At 51.0% G+C, this 19,273-nt stretch carries 21 protein-coding genes; 8 read left to right on the forward strand and 13 right to left on the reverse strand.

Translation table 11 applies throughout. The features are described from left to right. Positions 1 to 30: 30 nt before the first annotated feature. The 4 genes from dsbD to aspA all read right to left on the reverse strand — a co-directional run bounded on the left by dsbD (position 31) and on the right by aspA (position 5,013). A complete protein-coding gene (gene dsbD / locus A7Z06_RS00650; RefSeq protein ID WP_000068988.1) occupies positions 31 to 1,728 on the reverse strand; it encodes a protein-disulfide reductase DsbD in 1,698 nt (565 codons plus the stop codon). Then, positions 1,704 to 2,042, reverse strand: coding sequence for a divalent cation tolerance protein CutA (gene cutA / locus A7Z06_RS00655; RefSeq protein WP_000883314.1), 339 nt, complete (start codon positions 2,040 to 2,042; stop codon positions 1,704 to 1,706). Before cutA ends, dsbD begins: the two co-directional genes overlap by 25 nt. A 115-nt stretch (positions 2,043 to 2,157) precedes the next feature. Further along, complete coding sequence (dcuA, locus tag A7Z06_RS00660; protein WP_000961959.1) at positions 2,158 to 3,459, reverse strand: anaerobic C4-dicarboxylate transporter DcuA; 1,302 nt, start codon at positions 3,457 to 3,459, stop codon at positions 2,158 to 2,160. Positions 3,460 to 3,576: 117 nt separating this feature from the next. Next, positions 3,577 to 5,013, reverse strand: coding sequence for an aspartate ammonia-lyase (gene aspA / locus A7Z06_RS00665; protein ID WP_010344893.1), 1,437 nt, complete (start codon positions 5,011 to 5,013; stop codon positions 3,577 to 3,579). Positions 5,014 to 5,349: 336 nt separating this feature from the next. Here aspA and A7Z06_RS00670 point away from each other — a divergent pair, with 336 nt between their 5' ends. After that, on the forward strand, positions 5,350 to 5,826 hold the full coding sequence (locus tag A7Z06_RS00670) for an FxsA family protein (RefSeq protein WP_001267446.1): 477 nt from the start codon (positions 5,350 to 5,352) through the stop codon (positions 5,824 to 5,826). A 15-nt stretch (positions 5,827 to 5,841) separates the two neighbouring features. On the opposite strand, the gene yjeH is transcribed toward A7Z06_RS00670, so the two are convergent. Further along, positions 5,842 to 7,098 (reverse strand): L-methionine/branched-chain amino acid transporter, encoded by a 1,257-nt coding sequence (gene yjeH / locus A7Z06_RS00675; protein WP_000015831.1) that lies wholly within the window; start codon positions 7,096 to 7,098, stop codon positions 5,842 to 5,844. A gap of 275 nt (positions 7,099 to 7,373) precedes the next feature. Between yjeH and A7Z06_RS00680 the strand changes: the two genes are divergently transcribed. The 3 genes from A7Z06_RS00680 (at position 7,374) to A7Z06_RS00695 (ending at position 9,848) form a co-directional block, all read left to right on the forward strand. Then, a complete protein-coding gene (locus tag A7Z06_RS00680) occupies positions 7,374 to 7,667 on the forward strand; it encodes a co-chaperone GroES (RefSeq protein ID WP_001026276.1) in 294 nt (97 codons plus the stop codon). Positions 7,668 to 7,710: 43 nt separating this feature from the next. After that, positions 7,711 to 9,357: a chaperonin GroEL gene (groL, locus tag A7Z06_RS00685; RefSeq protein WP_000729121.1), complete on the forward strand. Its 1,647-nt coding sequence runs from the start codon at positions 7,711 to 7,713 to the stop codon at positions 9,355 to 9,357. Positions 9,358 to 9,494: 137 nt separating this feature from the next. Continuing rightward, the gene (locus tag A7Z06_RS00695) at positions 9,495 to 9,848 is read left to right on the forward strand and encodes a DUF4156 domain-containing protein (protein ID WP_000558209.1); all 354 of its coding nucleotides are present in this window, start codon (positions 9,495 to 9,497) and stop codon (positions 9,846 to 9,848) included. Between the two features lie 202 nt (positions 9,849 to 10,050). Here the strand turns inward: A7Z06_RS00695 and A7Z06_RS00700 are convergent, their stop codons facing one another. Together A7Z06_RS00700 and epmB are read right to left on the reverse strand one after the other, a co-directional pair. Beyond that, complete coding sequence (locus tag A7Z06_RS00700) at positions 10,051 to 10,920, reverse strand: YjeJ family protein (protein ID WP_001008064.1); 870 nt, start codon at positions 10,918 to 10,920, stop codon at positions 10,051 to 10,053. Positions 10,921 to 11,301: 381 nt separating this feature from the next. Beyond that, a complete protein-coding gene (epmB, locus tag A7Z06_RS00705; RefSeq protein WP_000940512.1) occupies positions 11,302 to 12,330 on the reverse strand; it encodes an EF-P beta-lysylation protein EpmB in 1,029 nt (342 codons plus the stop codon). 41 nt (positions 12,331 to 12,371) lie between these two features. Between epmB and efp the strand changes: the two genes are divergently transcribed. The 4 genes from efp (at position 12,372) to sugE (ending at position 13,867) form a co-directional block, all read left to right on the forward strand. Next, positions 12,372 to 12,938, forward strand: coding sequence for an elongation factor P (gene efp / locus A7Z06_RS00710; RefSeq protein WP_000257278.1), 567 nt, complete (start codon positions 12,372 to 12,374; stop codon positions 12,936 to 12,938). A gap of 51 nt (positions 12,939 to 12,989) precedes the next feature. Beyond that, positions 12,990 to 13,115, forward strand: coding sequence for a lipoprotein antitoxin entericidin A (ecnA, locus tag A7Z06_RS00715; protein ID WP_000977757.1), 126 nt, complete (start codon positions 12,990 to 12,992; stop codon positions 13,113 to 13,115). A 111-nt stretch (positions 13,116 to 13,226) separates the two neighbouring features. Next, positions 13,227 to 13,373 carry a lipoprotein toxin entericidin B gene (gene ecnB / locus A7Z06_RS00720; protein ID WP_000239596.1) on the forward strand — a complete coding sequence of 49 codons (147 nt, stop codon included), beginning with the start codon at positions 13,227 to 13,229 and terminating at the stop codon, positions 13,371 to 13,373. A gap of 176 nt (positions 13,374 to 13,549) precedes the next feature. Beyond that, positions 13,550 to 13,867: a quaternary ammonium compound efflux SMR transporter SugE gene (sugE, locus tag A7Z06_RS00725; protein WP_000118487.1), complete on the forward strand. Its 318-nt coding sequence runs from the start codon at positions 13,550 to 13,552 to the stop codon at positions 13,865 to 13,867. On the opposite strand, the gene blc is transcribed toward sugE, so the two are convergent. The 6 genes from blc to frdA all read right to left on the reverse strand — a co-directional run bounded on the left by blc (position 13,864) and on the right by frdA (position 18,994). Further along, positions 13,864 to 14,397, reverse strand: coding sequence for a lipocalin Blc (gene blc / locus A7Z06_RS00730; RefSeq protein ID WP_001238383.1), 534 nt, complete (start codon positions 14,395 to 14,397; stop codon positions 13,864 to 13,866). The two genes, sugE and blc, sit on opposite strands and share 4 nt — an antisense overlap. An 89-nt stretch (positions 14,398 to 14,486) precedes the next feature. Further along, the gene (locus A7Z06_RS00735; protein ID WP_000477362.1) at positions 14,487 to 15,620 is read right to left on the reverse strand and encodes a BlaEC family class C beta-lactamase; all 1,134 of its coding nucleotides are present in this window, start codon (positions 15,618 to 15,620) and stop codon (positions 14,487 to 14,489) included. A 62-nt stretch (positions 15,621 to 15,682) separates the two neighbouring features. Continuing rightward, positions 15,683 to 16,042: a fumarate reductase subunit FrdD gene (gene frdD / locus A7Z06_RS00740; protein WP_010344911.1), complete on the reverse strand. Its 360-nt coding sequence runs from the start codon at positions 16,040 to 16,042 to the stop codon at positions 15,683 to 15,685. 10 nt (positions 16,043 to 16,052) lie between these two features. After that, complete coding sequence (gene frdC / locus A7Z06_RS00745; protein WP_000208757.1) at positions 16,053 to 16,448, reverse strand: fumarate reductase subunit FrdC; 396 nt, start codon at positions 16,446 to 16,448, stop codon at positions 16,053 to 16,055. 10 nt (positions 16,449 to 16,458) lie between these two features. Beyond that, positions 16,459 to 17,193, reverse strand: coding sequence for a fumarate reductase iron-sulfur protein (frdB, locus tag A7Z06_RS00750; RefSeq protein WP_000829498.1), 735 nt, complete (start codon positions 17,191 to 17,193; stop codon positions 16,459 to 16,461). Further along, positions 17,186 to 18,994: a fumarate reductase (quinol) flavoprotein subunit gene (gene frdA, locus A7Z06_RS00755; protein ID WP_001192969.1), complete on the reverse strand. Its 1,809-nt coding sequence runs from the start codon at positions 18,992 to 18,994 to the stop codon at positions 17,186 to 17,188. The genes frdB and frdA overlap by 8 nt, the downstream gene beginning before the upstream one ends. Positions 18,995 to 19,273 lie beyond the last annotated feature (279 nt).

Raw genomic sequence — 19,273 nt, forward strand, 5'->3', positions numbered from 1 at the left:
TTCCTCCGTCTTTCCCACTGCAAGTGTCGTTCACGGTTGGCGATCGCGCAAATGTGCGCTGAAGGTTTCAGCATCCATAAAGCCCGTGACGCGTGCTTGTGGATGCTCCTGGCCTTGTCCGTCAAAAAAGAGAATTGTCGGCAGTCCAAGGACATTTAGATGTTTTAACAGCGCCACATCTTGTGCGTCATTAGCGGTGACGTTGGCCTGAAGTAAGACTGTGTCAGCCAACGCTTTTTGCACCTGTGGGTCGCTAAAGGTGTATTTCTCGAACTCTTTACAGGCAACGCACCAGTCGGCATAGAGATCTAACATTACAGGTTTGCCTTTGGCTTCAACGAGCGCCTGATTTAACTCATCCACCGTTTTGATTGGTGTAAAGTTGAGATGCGCCTGAGTTTGTGCGGTATGCGTCGCACCAAATGCCCAGTCCTGGAGTGGGCGCACGCTAACCAACGCCGCTGCCAGTAGGATTATTTGCACAATGCGCATCCAACCGCGTTTGGCCTGTAAGCTGGTGACAAAGGCCCAGCTAAAGAATGCGACGCCAAGCGCCGACCACAAGCGTAATCCCCATATATCGCCAATCACTCGCTCAAGCAGGAAGACCGGCAGTGCGAGGATCACAAAACCAAACGCGGTTTTGACCTGTTCCATCCACGGACCGCTTTTCGGCAGCAGACGGTTGCCAAAGACGGTAATTAACATCAGCGGTAGACCCATGCCCAGCGCATAGAGATAAAGTGTGCCGCCGCCCAGCCACATGTTTCCGCTTTGGGCGATATATAGCAGAATCGCGCTAAGCGGCGCGGTGGTGCATGGTGAGCAGATCAAACCGGCAATCGCCCCCATAACAAACACACCGCCGGGCGAGCCACCCTGTTGGCGATTGCTCATCAGCGTGAGGCGCGTTTGCAGTGAAGAGGGGAGTTGCAGGGTAAACAAGCCAAACATCGACATCGCCAGCAAGGTAAAGACGATGGCGAGGCCAATAAGCACGTAAGGATGCTGTAGCGCCGCCTGGAACTGTAACCCTGCGGCGGCAACCACCAGACCCAGCGCCGTGTAGGTCAGCGCCATCCCTTGCACATAAATAAAGGTCAGCAACAATGCTCTGGTGGTGGAGAGCCGCTGTTTACCGCCCAGCACGATGCCGGAAATCAGTGGGTACATCGGCAGTACGCAGGGGGTGAAGGCGATGCCGATGCCTATCAACAATGCCCAGAGCGCAGAAAAGGGCAATTGCGCGGCGGACTGCTCTTGCTGCGGAACAGCCGCAGGTTGTGGCGCTGCGTTGCTGGCGAGCACTTCGCTTAACGGTACGGTTTTGGTTTCTGGCGGATAGCAGAAACCAGCGTCAGCGCAGCCCTGGTAAGTGACAGTTAATGTCGCGCCAGCCGTAGCCTGGTTGATGGTTACAGGAAGCGTCAGTCGCTTGCGATAAATCTCGCTTTTGCCGTAAAACTCATCGTCATGCCAGACGCCTGGCGGTAACTGCACGTCGGCAATTTTCGCGTGTTCAGGCGTGATGCGGATCTGTTTACGGTAAAGGTAATAACCGTCTTTGATCTGCCAGGTCAGATTAAGATCATGTTGGTTTTGCTGAAAATCAAAAGCAAAAGCCTGATCAGCCGGGACAAATTGTGAGCGTCCTGGCGTGTCGAATAATCCGGCAAAAACGGAAGTGCTGCAAAGTAGCAGGATCAGCGTAAAGATGCGTTGAGCCATGAGAGGTAATCTGTGTCTCCGTGTATAACAGGTAAAACCAGAAGCTCTGGGGTTTGATACGGATGATGAGACTTCAGGCATTCCAGCAGAGCTTGCTGGTGAGCGTTGTCGGTTTTTAAGATCATCTGTACTTCATATTCCTGTTCCAGCTTACCTTCCCAGTAATAGAGTGAGGTTGCGCCGGGGAGCAGGGTTGCACAGGCCGCCAGTTTTTCTGCCAGCACTTTGGCGGCTAAATCCTGGGCTGTCGCTTCATCCGGTGCGGTACACAGCACCACGACAGACGCGGTATTCGAACTTTTATCATCAAGCATAAACACCTCGCAAGAACAGATGGAACCGCAAGAGAGAGGTCACTATACAACGGACGAGGGAATGATGTTAGTCGGCGGGAAAGAAAGCGGGGCGTGAACGCCCCGCGATTGGTCATTACAGCATGAAGCTACCCAGCACGAAGCCGAAGCAAACGGCCAGGGCAACACCCAGAGTACCTGGGATGAAGAACGGATGGTTGAAGACGAATTTACCGATACGAGTTGTACCCGTGTCATCCATCTGTACCGCAGCAACCAGCGTCGGGTAGGTCGGCAGAATGAACAGACCAGACACCGCAGCAAAAGAAGCAACAGCGGTCAGCGGAGAAACGTTCAGCGCCAGAGCCATCGGCATCAGTGCTTTTGCGGTTGCAGCCTGAGAGTACAGCAGAGCAGAAGCAAAGAAGAAGATGACGGCCAGCAGCCACGGATGGCCCTGAATTACTTCACCAGCGGTATCTTTGATCCAGTCGATGTTGTTGGAAACGAAAGTATCGCCCAGCCATGCAACGCCCAGGATACAAATACAGGCGCTCATACCTGCTTTGAAGGTGCTGGAGTTGAGGATGTTGTCGGTATCAACTTTACAGATAACGGTGGTCAGAGTTGCAACGCTGAGCATGATGATCAGGATTGCGTTAGTGGTGTTCATCAGCGGTTTCTCAACCAGGCCCATGCTCGGGCTGTTGATGATTGCATAGATAACCACGCCAACTACGCCCAGCAGGAACAGCCAGACGGAAGTTTTTGCACCGGATTTGATTTCAATCTGCTTTTCACCGCGCAGTTCAACCAGACCTTCTTCCAGACGCTTGCGATAAATCGGATCGTCAGACAGTTTGGAGTTGAACAGCATAGTGACCAGGAAGGACATCACCAGAACCGCCAGCAGGGTGGACGGGATGACCACAGAGAGCAGATGAAGGTAGCTGATGCCATGACCTTCCATTACGGAAGACATGTAAACCACTGCCGCCGAGATTGGCGATGCGGTGATCGCAATCTGCGCGGAAACCACCGCAGTAGACAGCGGACGGCAAGGTTTAACGCCTTGTTCCTTCGCAACTTCAGCGATAACTGGCAGCGTTGCCAGAGAGATGTTGCCAGTACCCGCAAAAATTGTCAGGAAATAAGTCACGATAGGTGCGAGGATCGTGATGTATTTCGGATTACGGCGCAGCAGCTTTTCTGTCTGATGAACCAGATAGTCCAGACCGCCAGCAACCTGCATGGCAGAAATAGCGGCGATAACCGCCATGATAATGGAAATGACATCGAACGGGATGTTACCAGGTTTGACGCCAATAGCGGCAAGAACCAGCACCCCCAATCCGCCTGCAAAACCAATACCTATTCCCCCCAGTCTGGCGCCCAAGAAGATCGCCAGCAAAACTATGATGAGTTCTACAACTAGCATATTAGCCTTCCTTGTTTTTTAACAAGTTGATATTAGATTGTTATTTTTAAGTTACTGCTCACAAGAAAAAAGGCACGTCGTCTGACGTGCCTTTTTTATTTGTACTACCCTGTACGATTACTGTTCGCTTTCATCAGTATAGCGTTTTGCTTTGTAAGCCGGGTGCATCAGATTCTGTACGGAGAAAATATCGTCTAGTTCCGCTTCAGTCAACAGACCGCGTTCCAGAACGACTTCACGTACACTCTTACCGGTTTCGGCACAGATTTTACCCACGATGTCACCGTTGTGGTGGCCGATGAACGGGTTCAGGTAAGTGACGATACCGATAGAGTTGTAAACGTAACCTTCGCACACTTCTTTGTTAGCAGTGATGCCGTTAACGCATTTTTCCAGCAGGTTGTAGCAAGCGTTGGTCAGAATGTGAACGGATTCAAACATGGCCTGGCCAATGACCGGCTCCATAACGTTCAGCTGCAGCTGACCTGCTTCTGCTGCCATGGTAACAGTGGTGTCGTTACCGATGACTTTGAAGCATACCTGGTTAACCACTTCCGGAACAACCGGGTTTACTTTAGCTGGCATGATGGAAGAGCCCGCCTGCAGTTCCGGCAGGTTGATCTCGTTCAGGCCGGCACGTGGGCCAGAAGAGAGCAAGCGCAGGTCGTTACAGATTTTGGACATCTTCACAGCCAGGCGTTTCAGCGCACCGTGAACCATAACGTAAGCGCCGCAGTCAGAGGTCGCTTCGATCAGGTCTTCAGCCGGAACGCATGGGAAGCCAGTGACTTCAGCCAGTTTTTTCACTGCCAGCGGAGAGTACTCTTTCGGCGTGTTCAGGCCTGTACCGATTGCCGTTGCGCCGAGGTTAACTTCCAGCAGCAGTTCAGCGGTACGTTGGATGTTTTTCACTTCTTCTTTCAGCAGAATGCTGAAAGCGCGGAATTCCTGACCAAGGGTCATCGGTACTGCGTCCTGCAGCTGGGTACGACCCATTTTCAGGATGTCCTGGAATTCGACAGCTTTACGTTCAAAGCCTTCGCGCAGTTGGTTAATCGCATCTACCAGTTTAATCAGGGAAGAGTAAACCGCGATACGGAAACCGGTCGGGTAGGCGTCGTTAGTGGACTGACATTTGTTAACATGGTCGTTCGGGTTCAGGTACTGATATTCACCTTTCTGGTGACCCATCAGTTCCAGACCGATATTGGCCAGCACTTCGTTGGTGTTCATGTTTACGGAAGTACCTGCGCCGCCCTGGTAGACGTCTACCGGGAACTGATCCATGCATTTTCCGTTATTCAGGACTTCATCACATGCGGCAATGATTGCATTCGCTACACTTTTAGGAATGGTTTGCAGCTCTTTGTTTGCCATAGCTGCGGCTTTTTTAACCATTACCATACCGCGAACAAATTCAGGAATATCGCTGATTTTGCTGTTGCTGATATAGAAGTTTTCAATCGCTCTCAGAGTGTGAACACCATAGTAGGCATCAGCTGGAACTTCCCTGGTACCCAACAGATCTTCTTCGATACGAATGTTGTTTGACATGTGAACCTTCTTTTTCAAGCTGCCAATGATTTGCTTTAAACACACAGAATATATGTGGTTTCGAATGTTTTTCGACCGACGATTATCCCCTGCATCGGACGAATACCCAGGATCATATGCTGCTTGAGGATTTCTACCGTAATCTGGATCACTTTAAGTGTCGGTTTTTACCCCTTAATTATTAATTTGTGAAATAGATCACCGCTTTGGGATTACTACCAAAAATAGTTGCGCAAACATCTTGAAATTTTGCTAATGACCACAATATAAGCTGAACGCGATTCGCAACCCATTCAGGCGCCCGGATTTAACCGGTTGCTATTACAGGAGAAACCTTTGCGCTGGTTACCTTTTATTGCCATTTTCCTTTATGTCTATATTGAGATTTCAATTTTTATTCAGGTTGCCCATGTCCTGGGGGTATTGTTGACCCTCGTACTGGTTATATTCACGTCGGTTATCGGTATGTCACTGGTACGTAATCAGGGCTTTAAGAATTTTGTGCTGATGCAACAAAAAATGGCGGCGGGTGAAAACCCTGCGGCGGAGATGATTAAAAGTGTTTCGCTGATCATTGCCGGTTTGCTGCTTTTATTACCGGGCTTTTTCACCGATTTCCTCGGTCTTCTTCTTTTATTACCGCCGGTGCAAAAGCATCTGACAGTGAAGCTGATGCCGCATTTGCGTTTCTCCCGGATGCCGGGCGGCGGTTTTAGCGCCGGAACCGGTGGCGGTAATACTTTTGATGGTGAGTATCAGCGAAAAGATGATGACCGCGACCGCCTTGATCATAAAAACGATCGCCAGGATTAATGTCAAAACGCCGGATTATGTGGTTATGCCATTTTCCGGCGTTTTTCGTTTTGGCAGAAACAGCCATAACCCCGCCAGCATGATTAGCGCATAGAGACTTTTCCAGCCGACCATTGCCAATAACAGAACGCATAACAGCCCGCCAACCACCGCCAGTACGCGATAACGTCCTTGTAATAATTTACAGCCTGCCAACATGCACAATAGGTAAATCATAATAAAGATGCCGTTGGCATAAATAATGAGTGCGTCCAGATTGATCTCTAAAGCATGAATCACCAACGTACTCACCACGCAACAGCCGAGCACGGCATTAAGGGCATTATTCGGGATATGGCGAGAAGAGAGGCGTGCCAGGTAGTGGTCAGGATTATGTTGCGCCTGCGACCAGACCAGGCGGGCGAAGCTCTGTATATAAATGTTGAGGCTGGCAAAGCAGGCCAGATAGCCAATCACGCAGGCAATCCATAACGCCCCTACACCGAATAGCTGCACCACAATTTTGGGAAGCGATGCAGCCGCCGCCATTTTTTCACCATAGGCGTCGAAGTGTAAGACGACTACCGTACAGCCCCAGTAGACTAATCCTGCCAGCAGCAGACCTATCATCAAAGCGCGCGGAAAATCACGCTCTGGATTTTTAAATTCCGAGGCAAGATGGGCAAATGCTTCCAGACCGACAAAGCACCAGAACATCACCGATAACGCAGCAAATAACCCGGTAAGTTCGATATCACCTGGCGCAGGGAAGGGGATGTTCGCAGGTTTGATATCGCCCGCCCACCAGATGGCGACAATCAGTGCGACGATAAGCCCGGCAATGACCGTTTGTAGATTAGCACTGGAACTGGCACCGCGAGTACCGATATACCACACCAGCGCCAGCGTACCGAGTTCTGCCAACAACAGTTGCCAGCTATGCCAGCCAAACATCGCCTGGCCGAATCCGGCGGCAATTTGTAGCGCGGCGGGCAAACCTACGGGAATGACTGATAAAAACAGCCAGCCGGTGACTCTCTCAAGCCGCGAGCCGAACGCCATACCGACGAAGTGCGCAACACCGCCCGCGCTGGGATAGTGGCGACCCAGAATCGCAAACACAATTGCAATCGGGAACACTAAGATAATCAAAACAGGCCACGCCCAGAGGCTGTTATTGCCCGCTACCAGTGCAGCTAACGCAGGAACGGCAAACACGCCAGTGCCTAATAATGACGTCGATAGCAGGCCGATACCCTGGGCCAGCCCCAATTCTTGTTTGAGTCCACTCATGGGTTGATGTCCGATTGCGCCCAAATATTGGGCAACTGCGCAGGATTTCGATGGTAGCACAATCAGATTCGCTTATGACGGCGATGTCGAAATTGCGATGAAACGTGAGGTGAATCAGGATTTTTACCCGATTTTGTGCTGATCAGAATTTTTTTTCTTTTTCCCCCTTGAAGGGGCGAAGCCTCATCCCCATTTCTCTGGTCACCAGCCGGGAAACCACGTAAGCTCCGGCGTCACCCATAACAGATACGGACTTTCTCAAAGGAGAGTTATCAATGAATATTCGTCCATTGCATGATCGCGTGATCGTCAAGCGTAAAGAAGTTGAAACTAAATCTGCTGGCGGCATCGTTCTGACCGGCTCTGCAGCGGCTAAATCTACCCGTGGCGAAGTGCTGGCTGTCGGCAATGGCCGTATCCTTGAAAATGGCGAAGTGAAGCCGCTGGACGTGAAAGTTGGCGACATCGTTATTTTCAACGATGGCTACGGTGTGAAATCTGAGAAGATCGACAATGAAGAAGTGTTGATCATGTCCGAAAGCGACATTCTGGCAATTGTTGAAGCGTAATCCGCGCACGACACTGAACATACGAATTTAAGGAATAAAGATAATGGCAGCTAAAGACGTAAAATTCGGTAACGACGCTCGTGTGAAAATGCTGCGCGGCGTAAACGTACTGGCAGATGCAGTGAAAGTTACCCTCGGTCCGAAAGGCCGTAACGTAGTTCTGGATAAATCTTTCGGTGCACCGACCATCACCAAAGATGGTGTTTCCGTTGCTCGTGAAATCGAACTGGAAGACAAGTTCGAAAACATGGGTGCGCAGATGGTGAAAGAAGTTGCCTCCAAAGCGAACGACGCTGCAGGCGACGGCACCACCACCGCAACCGTACTGGCTCAGGCTATCATCACTGAAGGTCTGAAAGCTGTTGCTGCGGGCATGAACCCGATGGATCTGAAACGTGGTATCGACAAAGCCGTTACCGCTGCAGTTGAAGAACTGAAAACGCTGTCCGTACCGTGCTCTGACTCTAAAGCTATTGCTCAGGTTGGTACTATCTCCGCTAACTCCGACGAAACTGTAGGTAAACTGATCGCTGAAGCGATGGACAAAGTCGGTAAAGAAGGCGTTATCACCGTTGAAGATGGTACTGGTCTGCAGGACGAACTGGACGTGGTTGAAGGTATGCAGTTCGACCGTGGCTACCTGTCTCCTTACTTCATCAACAAGCCGGAAACTGGCGCAGTAGAACTGGAAAGCCCGTTCATCCTGCTGGCTGACAAGAAAATCTCCAACATCCGCGAAATGCTGCCAGTTCTGGAAGCTGTTGCAAAAGCAGGCAAACCGCTGCTGATCATCGCTGAAGATGTTGAAGGTGAAGCACTGGCAACTCTGGTTGTTAACACCATGCGCGGCATCGTGAAAGTCGCTGCGGTTAAAGCACCGGGCTTCGGCGATCGTCGTAAAGCAATGCTGCAGGATATCGCAACCCTGACCGGCGGTACTGTAATCTCTGAAGAGATCGGTATGGAGCTGGAAAAAGCGACCCTGGAAGACCTGGGTCAGGCTAAACGTGTTGTTATTAACAAAGACACCACCACCATCATTGATGGCGTGGGTGAAGAAGCTGCAATCCAGGGCCGTGTTGCTCAGATCCGTCAGCAGATTGAAGAAGCAACTTCTGATTACGACCGTGAAAAACTGCAGGAGCGCGTAGCGAAACTGGCAGGCGGCGTTGCAGTTATCAAAGTAGGTGCTGCTACCGAAGTTGAAATGAAAGAGAAAAAAGCACGCGTTGAAGACGCCCTGCACGCGACCCGTGCTGCGGTAGAAGAAGGCGTGGTTGCTGGTGGCGGCGTTGCGCTGATCCGCGTAGCGTCTAAACTGGCTGACCTGCGTGGTCAGAACGAAGACCAGAACGTGGGTATCAAAGTTGCACTGCGTGCAATGGAAGCTCCGCTGCGTCAGATCGTCCTGAACTGCGGTGAAGAACCTTCTGTTGTTGCTAACACCGTTAAAGGTGGCGACGGCAACTACGGTTACAACGCAGCAACCGAAGAATACGGCAACATGATCGACATGGGTATCCTGGATCCAACCAAAGTTACCCGTTCTGCTCTGCAGTACGCAGCTTCTGTGGCTGGCCTGATGATCACCACCGAGTGCATGGTTACCGACCTGCCGAAAAACGATGCAGCTGATTTAGGCGCTGCTGGCGGTATGGGCGGTATGGGTGGCATGGGCGGCATGATGTAATTGCCCTGCACCTTGCAGAAATAAAGAAACCCTCAGGCAGAAATGTCTGGGGGTTTTTCTTTTGGTCATCTTTCTAGTATAAGATTCAGACACGGACGACACGAGTTGCGTCCAGCTCATTGATTATGGGGAATAACATGCACGTAAAATACTTAGCAGGGATTGTCGGTGCCGCGCTACTGATGGCGGGTTGTAGCTCCAGTAACGAATTGAGTGCTGCCGGTCAGAGTGTGCGCATTGTTGACGAGCAACCAGGTGCAGAGTGCCAACTGATTGGTACTGCGACAGGTAAGCAAAGTAACTGGCTTTCCGGGCAACATGGTGAAGAAGGCGGTTCTATGCGCGGCGCAGCAAACGATCTGCGCAACCAGGCGGCTGCAATGGGCGGTAACGTGATTTATGGCATCAGCAGCCCGTCGCAGGGAATGTTGTCCAGTTTTGTCCCGACGGATAGCCAGATTATCGGTCAGGTTTATAAGTGCCCGAACTGATGTGATCCAGAGGCTGGATGACAAACGTGTAATTGCCTGATGCGCTTCGCTTATCAGGCCTACATCGGGCATTGCAACTGATTGAATGCTCGAGAATTTGTAGGCCAGATAAGGCGTTTACGCCGCATCCGGCATGATCAACGATCACGTTATCAGTAATTTCAGGCTGGAGGGCTCCAGCCTCGCATTCAAAAAGATGAGATTATTTCGCCTGTGGCGCGGCCTTGCTGATGGACTGAACTCGTAAGTGATGTATTGCGCGTAAGCATTGATCCTGAGTCAGTGGTTGGGCGTTATTTGCTGCTACTGTACGAACGTAGACCTGAGATGGCACACCCGCGAGTTTTTTCAGCCGTGGGCTGAAATCAAGCATCCGGCGTGTGATAGCCTCAATTTCTTTACCCGCTGTCGCTTCACGCGTTTTCACCACCGCGCCGCTAAATTGTTCTTTACCACTTTCATCTTTAAAGCGATAAAGCACCGCCAGATAATGGCTAAACAGATTATGTTTCCATTCCGGCTGAGAATAGGTGTCATATTCCAGATTGCCATTGTCCTGGCAGTCGACGTCATATAACGGCAGGAAATCTAATAGCGATGTAATACGCAATGCCAGTTCACGCATTTCAGCATTATTAATTGCATGAATGATTGCTCGCGCCAGCATTTCAATCTGCAACTCATTGACAATTAATTCACATTTGCTGCCATCATGCAGAGTTAATGTGAATGTGAGATTTTCGCCCTGGTTATCGGTAAGTTCCAGAGTGTTGACCCGGCGATTAATATCGGCATTTTTAAGCTCATCAACCAGAATTTCTGGGATATTCTCTGCCATTTTCTTCATGACTTTATCGCGAGCCTGCTCATACTGAATACGTGTATCAGCATCCAGTTTATGCTTTTGATGCAGACGACTTTCCAGCGCAATCAGCAGGTCTCGCAGTTCCATGACAGACATAAAGAATAACGACTCTTTATTGCGAGGCTCTTTAATTTTCAGTGCCAGTGCAATGAAATTATTACTTTTGCGAATAACACCGGTATTAACACCCTTGATGCTTATGGCCATGTAGGTTCTCCCTAACCATTTCTCAATAAAATAATTAATTTTAATTTATAAGCCAGATAAATGGGCTTGGTAGTAATAGTTGTTAAAATAACATAAATAGCCGTGCTCACTCTATATAAACAGAAAAGAAAGGTTAATTATTGGTGTTAGTTATATAAAGAGTAACAACAGCAATGCATATGAATAATTAAAGGTTATGCAACGTGCAAAGATTAAATTTCCCAGTTTAATGACAGGTTGCTGTACTTGCGTTTGTTGCTCTTGCCGGATGCGGCGTAAATGCCTTATCCCGCCTACAGCTCATTGAGTTTCAATGCACGATGTAGGCCTGATAAGCGAAGCGCATCAGGCAATTTTCTGTTTAACTTCCCTGTTAATCAGTTACTGCTGGCGTAGCTGGAGATCCAGAGGCGTTTTGCTGGGTTCACCGCCAATCTCCCGTGCCAGTTTCGGCACCAGATATCCCGACACCAGTGTCAGTAACTCACGCATAATCTGCCGTGCTTCATCATCACTCACCATAAAATGCGCTGCGCCCTGCACTTTATCGAGCACATGCAGGTAATAGGGCATCACGCCCGCATCGAACAACGCATTACTCAGGTTTGCCAGCGTTTGCGCGTTGTCATTCACGCCACGTAACAGAACGCTCTGGTTCAGCAAAGTAACGCCCACGCGGCGCAACTTAGCCATTGCCTGACGGAATGTTTCATCTACTTCATTGGCATGGTTGATGTGATTCACCAGCAAGATTTGCAACGTAGAACGGGCAAAGCGTTCAGCCAGCGACTCTGTGATGCGCGCCGGGATCACAATCGGCAGACGGCTGTGAATCCGCAGACGTTTGATATGCGGGATCGCCTCCAGTTGCGTCAGCAGCCAGTCCAGCTCGTGATCTTTCGCCATCAGCGGATCGCCGCCGGAGAAAATAATCTCGTCCAGTTCCGGATGCGCCGCAACATACTCAAGCGCCGCCTGCCAGTTACGCTTGTTGCCCTGATTTTCGGCATACGGGAAGTGGCGACGGAAACAGTAGCGACAATTTACCGCGCAGCCGCCTTTAACCAACAGTAGCGCCCGGTTGTGGTATTTATGCAACAAACCAGGCACTACGCTGTGCTGTTCTTCCAGCGGATCGGTGGAGAATCCGGGCGCGACGACAAACTCATCTTGCGAGGTAAGTACCTGACGCAAAAGTGGATCGTCAGGATTGCCTTTCTCCATGCGATCGATAAATGAGCGGGGCACGCGCAGTGCAAACAGCTTTTTGGCGCTGCGTCCGGCCAACAGTTTTTCGTCCGCGTCTATATTCAAAAGACGCAGAAGTTCATCAGGATCGGTCACAACATCGGCAAGTTGCGTTAACCAATCTTCTCTGGATGGGGTATTTAGGGTTACAATATGCGCCATTTTGTGGCTTAGCTACCAATTAACAAATTTCAGAGGGCCTTATGGCAACGTACTATAGCAACGATTTTCGTGCTGGTCTTAAAATCATGTTAGACGGCGAACCTTACGCGGTTGAAGCGAGTGAATTCGTAAAACCGGGTAAAGGCCAGGCATTTGCTCGCGTTAAACTGCGTCGTCTGCTGACTGGTACTCGCGTAGAAAAAACTTTCAAATCTACTGATTCCGCTGAAGGCGCTGATGTTGTCGATATGAACCTGACTTACCTGTACAACGACGGTGAGTTCTGGCACTTCATGAACAACGAAACCTTCGAGCAGCTGTCTGCTGATGCAAAAGCAATTGGCGACAACGCTAAATGGCTGCTGGATCAGGCTGAGTGCATTGTAACTCTGTGGAATGGTCAGCCGATCTCCGTTACTCCGCCGAACTTCGTTGAACTGGAAATCGTTGATACCGATCCGGGTCTGAAAGGCGATACCGCAGGTACTGGCGGCAAACCGGCTACCCTGTCTACTGGTGCTGTGGTTAAAGTTCCGCTGTTCGTACAGATCGGCGAAGTCATCAAAGTGGATACCCGCTCTGGTGAATACGTCTCTCGCGTGAAGTAATGCGGTTGTGGTGCGGCCTGCTGGCTGCACCATCACTTATTCAGGTCAGAGATGATGAAACGCCTTATCGTTCTTGTTTTGCTTGCCAGCACGCTGCTTACGGGCTGTAACACCGCTCGGGGGTTCGGCGAAGACATCAAACATCTTGGTAATTCCATCTCCCGCGCTGCCAGCTAATTTATTCTTCACTTCCGAAAAATCATCAGATTTCCGTCATTTTTGGTGATGTTGTCTATTATTAATTTGCTATAGGCAAACACAAATAACATTACCTAAAAGGAAGACGTTATGGTTAAGAAGACAATTGCAGCGATCTTTTCTGTTCTGGTGCTTTCAACTGTATTAACCGCCTGCAATACCACGCGCGGCGTTGGTGAAGACATTTCTGATGGCGGTAACGCGATTTCTGGCGCAGCGACGAAAGCGCAGCAATAAGCAATAACGGTACGGCAGATTTGTCGTGCCGTTTGTTTTTCTCGGCGGTAATCACTGTCGTAACCGTTGAAATTTCCTCTTAAATCGGCAAAATACCTCCTTCACCATCTGCTTTGCAGGACGACCTGCAAACGCTTCTTTTCACCGGGGACGGCCCCAAATCTCCGGAGCCTGATATGTCCTGGATAATCTTAGTTATTGCTGGTTTGCTGGAAGTGGTATGGGCGGTTGGCCTGAAATATACGCACGGCTTTAGTCGCCTGACACCAAGCGTTATTACCGTGACGGCGATGGTTGTTAGTATGGCGCTACTTGCCTGGGCGATGAAATCGTTACCAGTAGGGACGGCTTATGCCGTGTGGACGGGAATTGGCGCAGTCGGGGCGGCGATTACCGGCATTGTACTGCTCGGTGAGTCCGCTAACCCGATGCGCCTGGCGAGTCTGGCGTTAATCGTACTGGGGATTATTGGTCTGAAACTTAGCACCCATTAACTGCCGGGCTGCTGTACCCAAATAAACTTACTGACATCAAACCCTTCCCGGGTCGCGACTGCCAGCATCTCCTGTTTAACTTCGTCAGAAATGGTTGGCGTGCGAGAGAGAATCCACAGGTAATCGCGATCCGGGCCGCAAACCAGCGCATGGCGGTACTCCCGATCTAGCGCAATGACGTTATAGCCGCCATAGAAAGGGCCAAAGAACGACACTTTCAGCGCGGCGCGATGCGGGTCTCCCGTAAAGTACGCTTTTCCTTCGCTTTGCTGCCACATCTCTCTGTCCGGATTATAACCCTTGTTGATGACATTCAGGCCGCCGTCATCCCGCAGGCTATACGTCGCAGTCACTTTCTCCAGCCCGCGTTCAAAACGGTGATCAAAACGGGCAATCTCATACCACGTACCCAAATAGCGTTTGGTATCGAAATTATTTACCACAGTAACGCCACGAGGCGGTGTGGGAGAACTACAGGCAACGACCAGAAATGCCGCTGTCGCTGCGGCAACGAGAGGGAGCAGGCGCATAGATGTTTCCTTACTGGTTTTTTTTCTAAGTGTAGATGACAGCAAGGAAAAGCGGATAAAAGGTCCGAAAATTCGAACCATCTGCGTTGTTATTGCAAAGCGTTGAGAATCTGCCAGGCGGCAGCGACTCTCGCTGGATTGGGATAGTTTATGTTAGCCAGCATCACAATCCCCAGCTCTTTCTCTGGAATAAATGCGATGTAGCTACCAAATCCGCCGGTCGCGCCTGTTTTATGTACCCATGATGCTCGTACCGCAGGGGCGGGGGGCGTAATCGCTTTTACTGGTCGTGCTGCCAGCGCAATTTTACTGTCGCTGCCATTAATGATGCTGTCTGGATCTACCGGCCAGTCGAGCATTTCCCAGCCCAGACCTTGATACATGTCGCCAGTTTGCCAGTAGCGTGACTGCGCCAGCTGGATACCTTGCTGAAGTGTTTTGTCGTTGATATCACGGGGATTCATATTGCTCTGCGCCCAGCGAGCCATATCTTCAATGGTTGATTTCACACCGTAAGCTTCAGCATCTAACGCCCCTGGCGAAACATGCACGGCCTTGCCTTCACGATATCCCCAGGCGTAATTCTTTTCTTCTGCGGGCGGCACATTAATCCACGTATGGGTGAGTTTGAGTGGCTGGAAAACACGAGTTTGCATCGCCTGTTCAAAGCCCAAACCGGATGGTTTCACTGCCAGCGCACCGAACAAACCGATGCTGGAGTTAGCATACAGACGCTGTGTTCCTGGTGCCCAGGTGGGTTGCCAGTTTTGATAGAAACGTAGCAAGTCGCCTGAGGACTTCACTTCATCGGGCACCTGTAACGGCAGCCCGCCAGCGGTGTAGGTTGCAAGATGTAATAGCGTGATTCCGTTCCACTGTTTAGCAGTAAGTTCAGGCCAGTATTTTGTTGCGGGATCGCTTAGGTTGATTTCCCCTCGTGCAATAGCATCGCCACCGAGCACACCCGTAAATGTTTTGCTGACAGAACCTAACTCAAACAACGTTTGCTGTGTGACGGGCTGCTTTTTTGCTACGTCCGCATAGCCCCAGGTAAAGTAATAAGGTTTACCCTGATAAATCACCGCCACCGCCATGCCAGGGATTTTGTGTTGCTCTATAAGCGGAGTCATTGTGCGATGCACAATATCGTTGAGCTGTTGGGGGGCGGAGAGTGCGGAGCAAGAAGCGGTAATTAATAAGGCGCAGAGCGTCGTTTTGAACATAGGGTCTGGTTTCCATACAAAACGGCCCGCCTATGGCGGGCCGGATTTACATTGGTGATGCGTTAGATTGTAACGATACCAATCAGCGTGACAACTGTCAGGATAGCAGCCAGACCGTAGAAAACCCATTTGCCCGCAGGCACGTGGATTTTCAGATCGTGCATCGCGTGATGCATACGGTGTAAACCACACCACAGCGGCAGGACGATCATCAGGAACAGGAATACGCGACCAATGAAGCTCTGTGCAAACGCCAGAATGCGCTCATAGCTCAGTGCATCGCCCGGAAACAGGCCCAGTGGTAGCAGAATGCCAACCAGCAGGATCATCACCGGCGCAATGATGGCGCTCCACATACCACCGGCCCCGAAGAGGCCCCAGAATACCGGTTCGTCAGAACGCTTTGGATTTGGATTAATCATCTCAGGCTCCTTACCAGTACAGGGCAACAAACAGGATTACGATGGTGGCAACCACAGTTACCGCCCAGAGACTTTTGATAATTGGCTCTGGTCCCATTTTTTCGTCTTTTACAATGATATTGGCCGCTTTCGGTGCCAGCTCAAACCAGGTTTTGGTGTGCAGCAGGGCTGCCGCCAGAGTAATCAGGTTGATGATCACGATAACCGGGTTTTGTAAAAAGTCGACGAATCCCGCCCAGGCTTCCGGGCCATTTTTCAGGGCAAACAGCCCGAAAATCAGTTCAATGCTGAACCACACAGCCGGAACCGCCGTGCCTTCGCGCAGCATGTAAAAGCGATAAAACGGCAACTTCTTCCACCAGGTGGACGTCATTGGCCGTACATACGGTTTACGTTTAGTCGTCATGTTGCACTCCTTAGCGTGGTTTCAGGGTCGCGATAAGAAAGTCTTTCGAACTTTCTACTTTGCCCTGCTGAATGGCCGCAGCCGGATCGACGTGTTTCGGGCAGACTTCGGAGCAGTAGCCCACGAAAGTACAGCTCCATACGCCGTTCTGGCTGTTTAACTGCGCCATACGCTCCTTCTTACCGTGGTCGCGGCTATCTTCGTTATAACGATGCGCCAGCGTAATGGCAGCCGGACCAATGAACTCTGGGTTCAGGCCAAACTGCGGGCACGCGGCGTAGCACAGACCACAGTTGATGCAACCGGAGAACTGGTGATATTTCGCCATCTGCGCCGGGGTCTGGATGTTAGTACCCTGATCCGCAGTGCGGGAGTTGCCGATGATGTACGGTTTGATCGCTTCCAGACTTTCGATGAAGTGGGTCATATCGACGACCAGATCGCGTTCGATCGGGAAGTTAGCTAACGCTTCAACCTTCATACCGTCGGTGTAGTCACGCAGGAAGGTTTTACATGCCAGTTTCGGTACGTTGTTAACCATCATGCCGCAGGAACCACAAATCGCCATACGGCAGGACCAGCGGTAGCTCAGGTCTGGTGCCAGGTTGTCTTTGATGTAGCCCAGCGCATCCAGTAATGAGGTGGTTGCGTCATAAGGCACTTCGTAGAATGCGCTATGCGGTGCGGTATCGACTTCCGGGTTATAGCGCACCACCTCGATTTTCAGGTTCTTCATCTCAGCCATTCGCCTTCTCCTTCTTATTGGCTGCTTCCGCCTTATCGGCTGCATCCGCTTCGCCACCGTAAACGCGTTTAGCTGGCGGCAGCGTAGTAATCTTCACGTCGCTGTACTCCAGGCGGGTAGTGCCATCAGCATCGCGGAAGGCGAGGGTGTGTTTGAGGAAGTTGACGTCGTCACGCTCGGTGCAACCTTCGTCCAGACGCTGGTGTGCGCCGCGAGATTCTTTACGTGCCATTGCGGAGTGCGCCATACATTCAGCAACGTTCAGACCGTGACCCAGTTCAATGGTGTAGAGCAGGTCGGTGTTGAACACGCTGGAGGTATCGGTGATGCGCACGCGCTTGAAGCGTTCCTGCAGCTCCGCCAGTTTGTCGATGGTTTTCTGCATCAGTTCCGGTGTACGGTAGATACCGCAACCTTCTTCCATGGACTGACCCATTTCGTCGCGGATCTTCGCCCAGTTTTCGCCGCCATCCTGGTTAACCAGATCTTTCAGACGCTGCTCAACGCCAGCAACCTGGGCATTGATTGCCGCATCGTTGCCATTACCGGCGGTAGATGCGCGTTCCATAGCTTGCTCACCCGCCAGACGACCGAAGACCACCAGTTCTGCCAGCGAGTTGGAACCCAGACGGTTTGCACCGTGCAGACCAACAGAAGAACATTCGCCAACGGCAAACAGACCTTTAATACGGGTTTCGCAGTTCTGATCGGTTTCGATACCGCCCATGGTGTAGTGTGCGGTCGGACGTACCGGAATCGGTTCTTTAACCGGATCGACGCCAACGTACGCTTTCGCCAGTTCACAGATGAACGGCAGACGTTCGTGCAGTTTTTTCTCGCCCAGATGACGCAGGTCGAGATAAACCACATCGCCACGTGGCGTGGAGATGGTGTTACCTTTACGCCATTCGTGCCAGAAGGCCTGAGAAACTTTGTCGCGCGGACCCAGTTCCATATATTTGTTTTTCGGCTCGCCCAGCGGCGTTTCCGGGCCCATACCGTAGTCTTGCAGATAACGGTAGCCGTTTTTGTTGACCAGAATACCGCCTTCACCACGGCAACCTTCGGTCATCAGGATACCGGAACCTGGCAGGCCGGTCGGGTGATATTGAACGAATTCCATATCACGCAGCGGAACGCCATGGCTCAGCGCCATACCCATACCGTCACCAGTTACGATACCGCCATTGGTGTTGTAGCGATATACACGACCCGCACCGCCGGTTGCCATGACTACCGCATTAGCGCGGATCTGTACCAACGTACCTTCCATCATGTTCATGGCTACCAGGCCGCGAACATGACCATCATCGACCAGAATATCCAGCACGAAGTGTTCGTCAAAACGCTGGATCTGCGGGAATTGCAGAGAGGTCTGGAACAGCGTGTGCAGCATATGGAAGCCGGTCTTATCGGCGGCGAACCAGGTACGCTCGATTTTCATGCCGCCGAAGCGACGTACGTTGACGCTACCATCCGGGCGACGGCTCCATGGGCATCCCCACAGTTCCAGTTGGGTCATTTCGGTTGGGCAGTGGTGGACGAAATAATCCACGACATCCTGCTCACACAACCAGTCGCCACCCGCTACTGTATCGTGAAAGTGATATTCGAAGCTGTCATGATCCTGCGCGACAGCGGCGGAGCCCCCTTCAGCGGCAACGGTATGGCTGCGCATCGGGTATACTTTTGAGATTAGTGCGATTTTTGCATTTGGATTTGCCTGCGCGGCAGCAATTGCAGCACGTAATCCCGCGCCACCGGCACCTACAATGGCAAGATCGGCTTGAAAGGTTTGCACGACATTCCTCCAGATTGTTTTTATCCCGCAGCACCGTACTTCAGGGTAAGTATCTGAAAGTTACGGCCTGCGAACGCTATTCCACTGCTCCTTTATAGGTACAACAGTATAGTCTGATGGATAAGTCTGAAATTTGACGAGATCGATTTTTTTAGCGTGCCAGGGGGCTAAATTATCACTGAAGATGATTAATTTAATTACTAAACCATCATATTGCGGTTTTTTTAGTCGCCGTCCACCGTTGATTGATTCCTGCGTAAAATTTGTCTCGCCGCCGCG

It is taken from the genome of Escherichia sp. MOD1-EC6819 (genome assembly GCF_002965765.1).
GTDB lineage: Bacteria > Pseudomonadota > Gammaproteobacteria > Enterobacterales > Enterobacteriaceae > Escherichia > Escherichia ruysiae.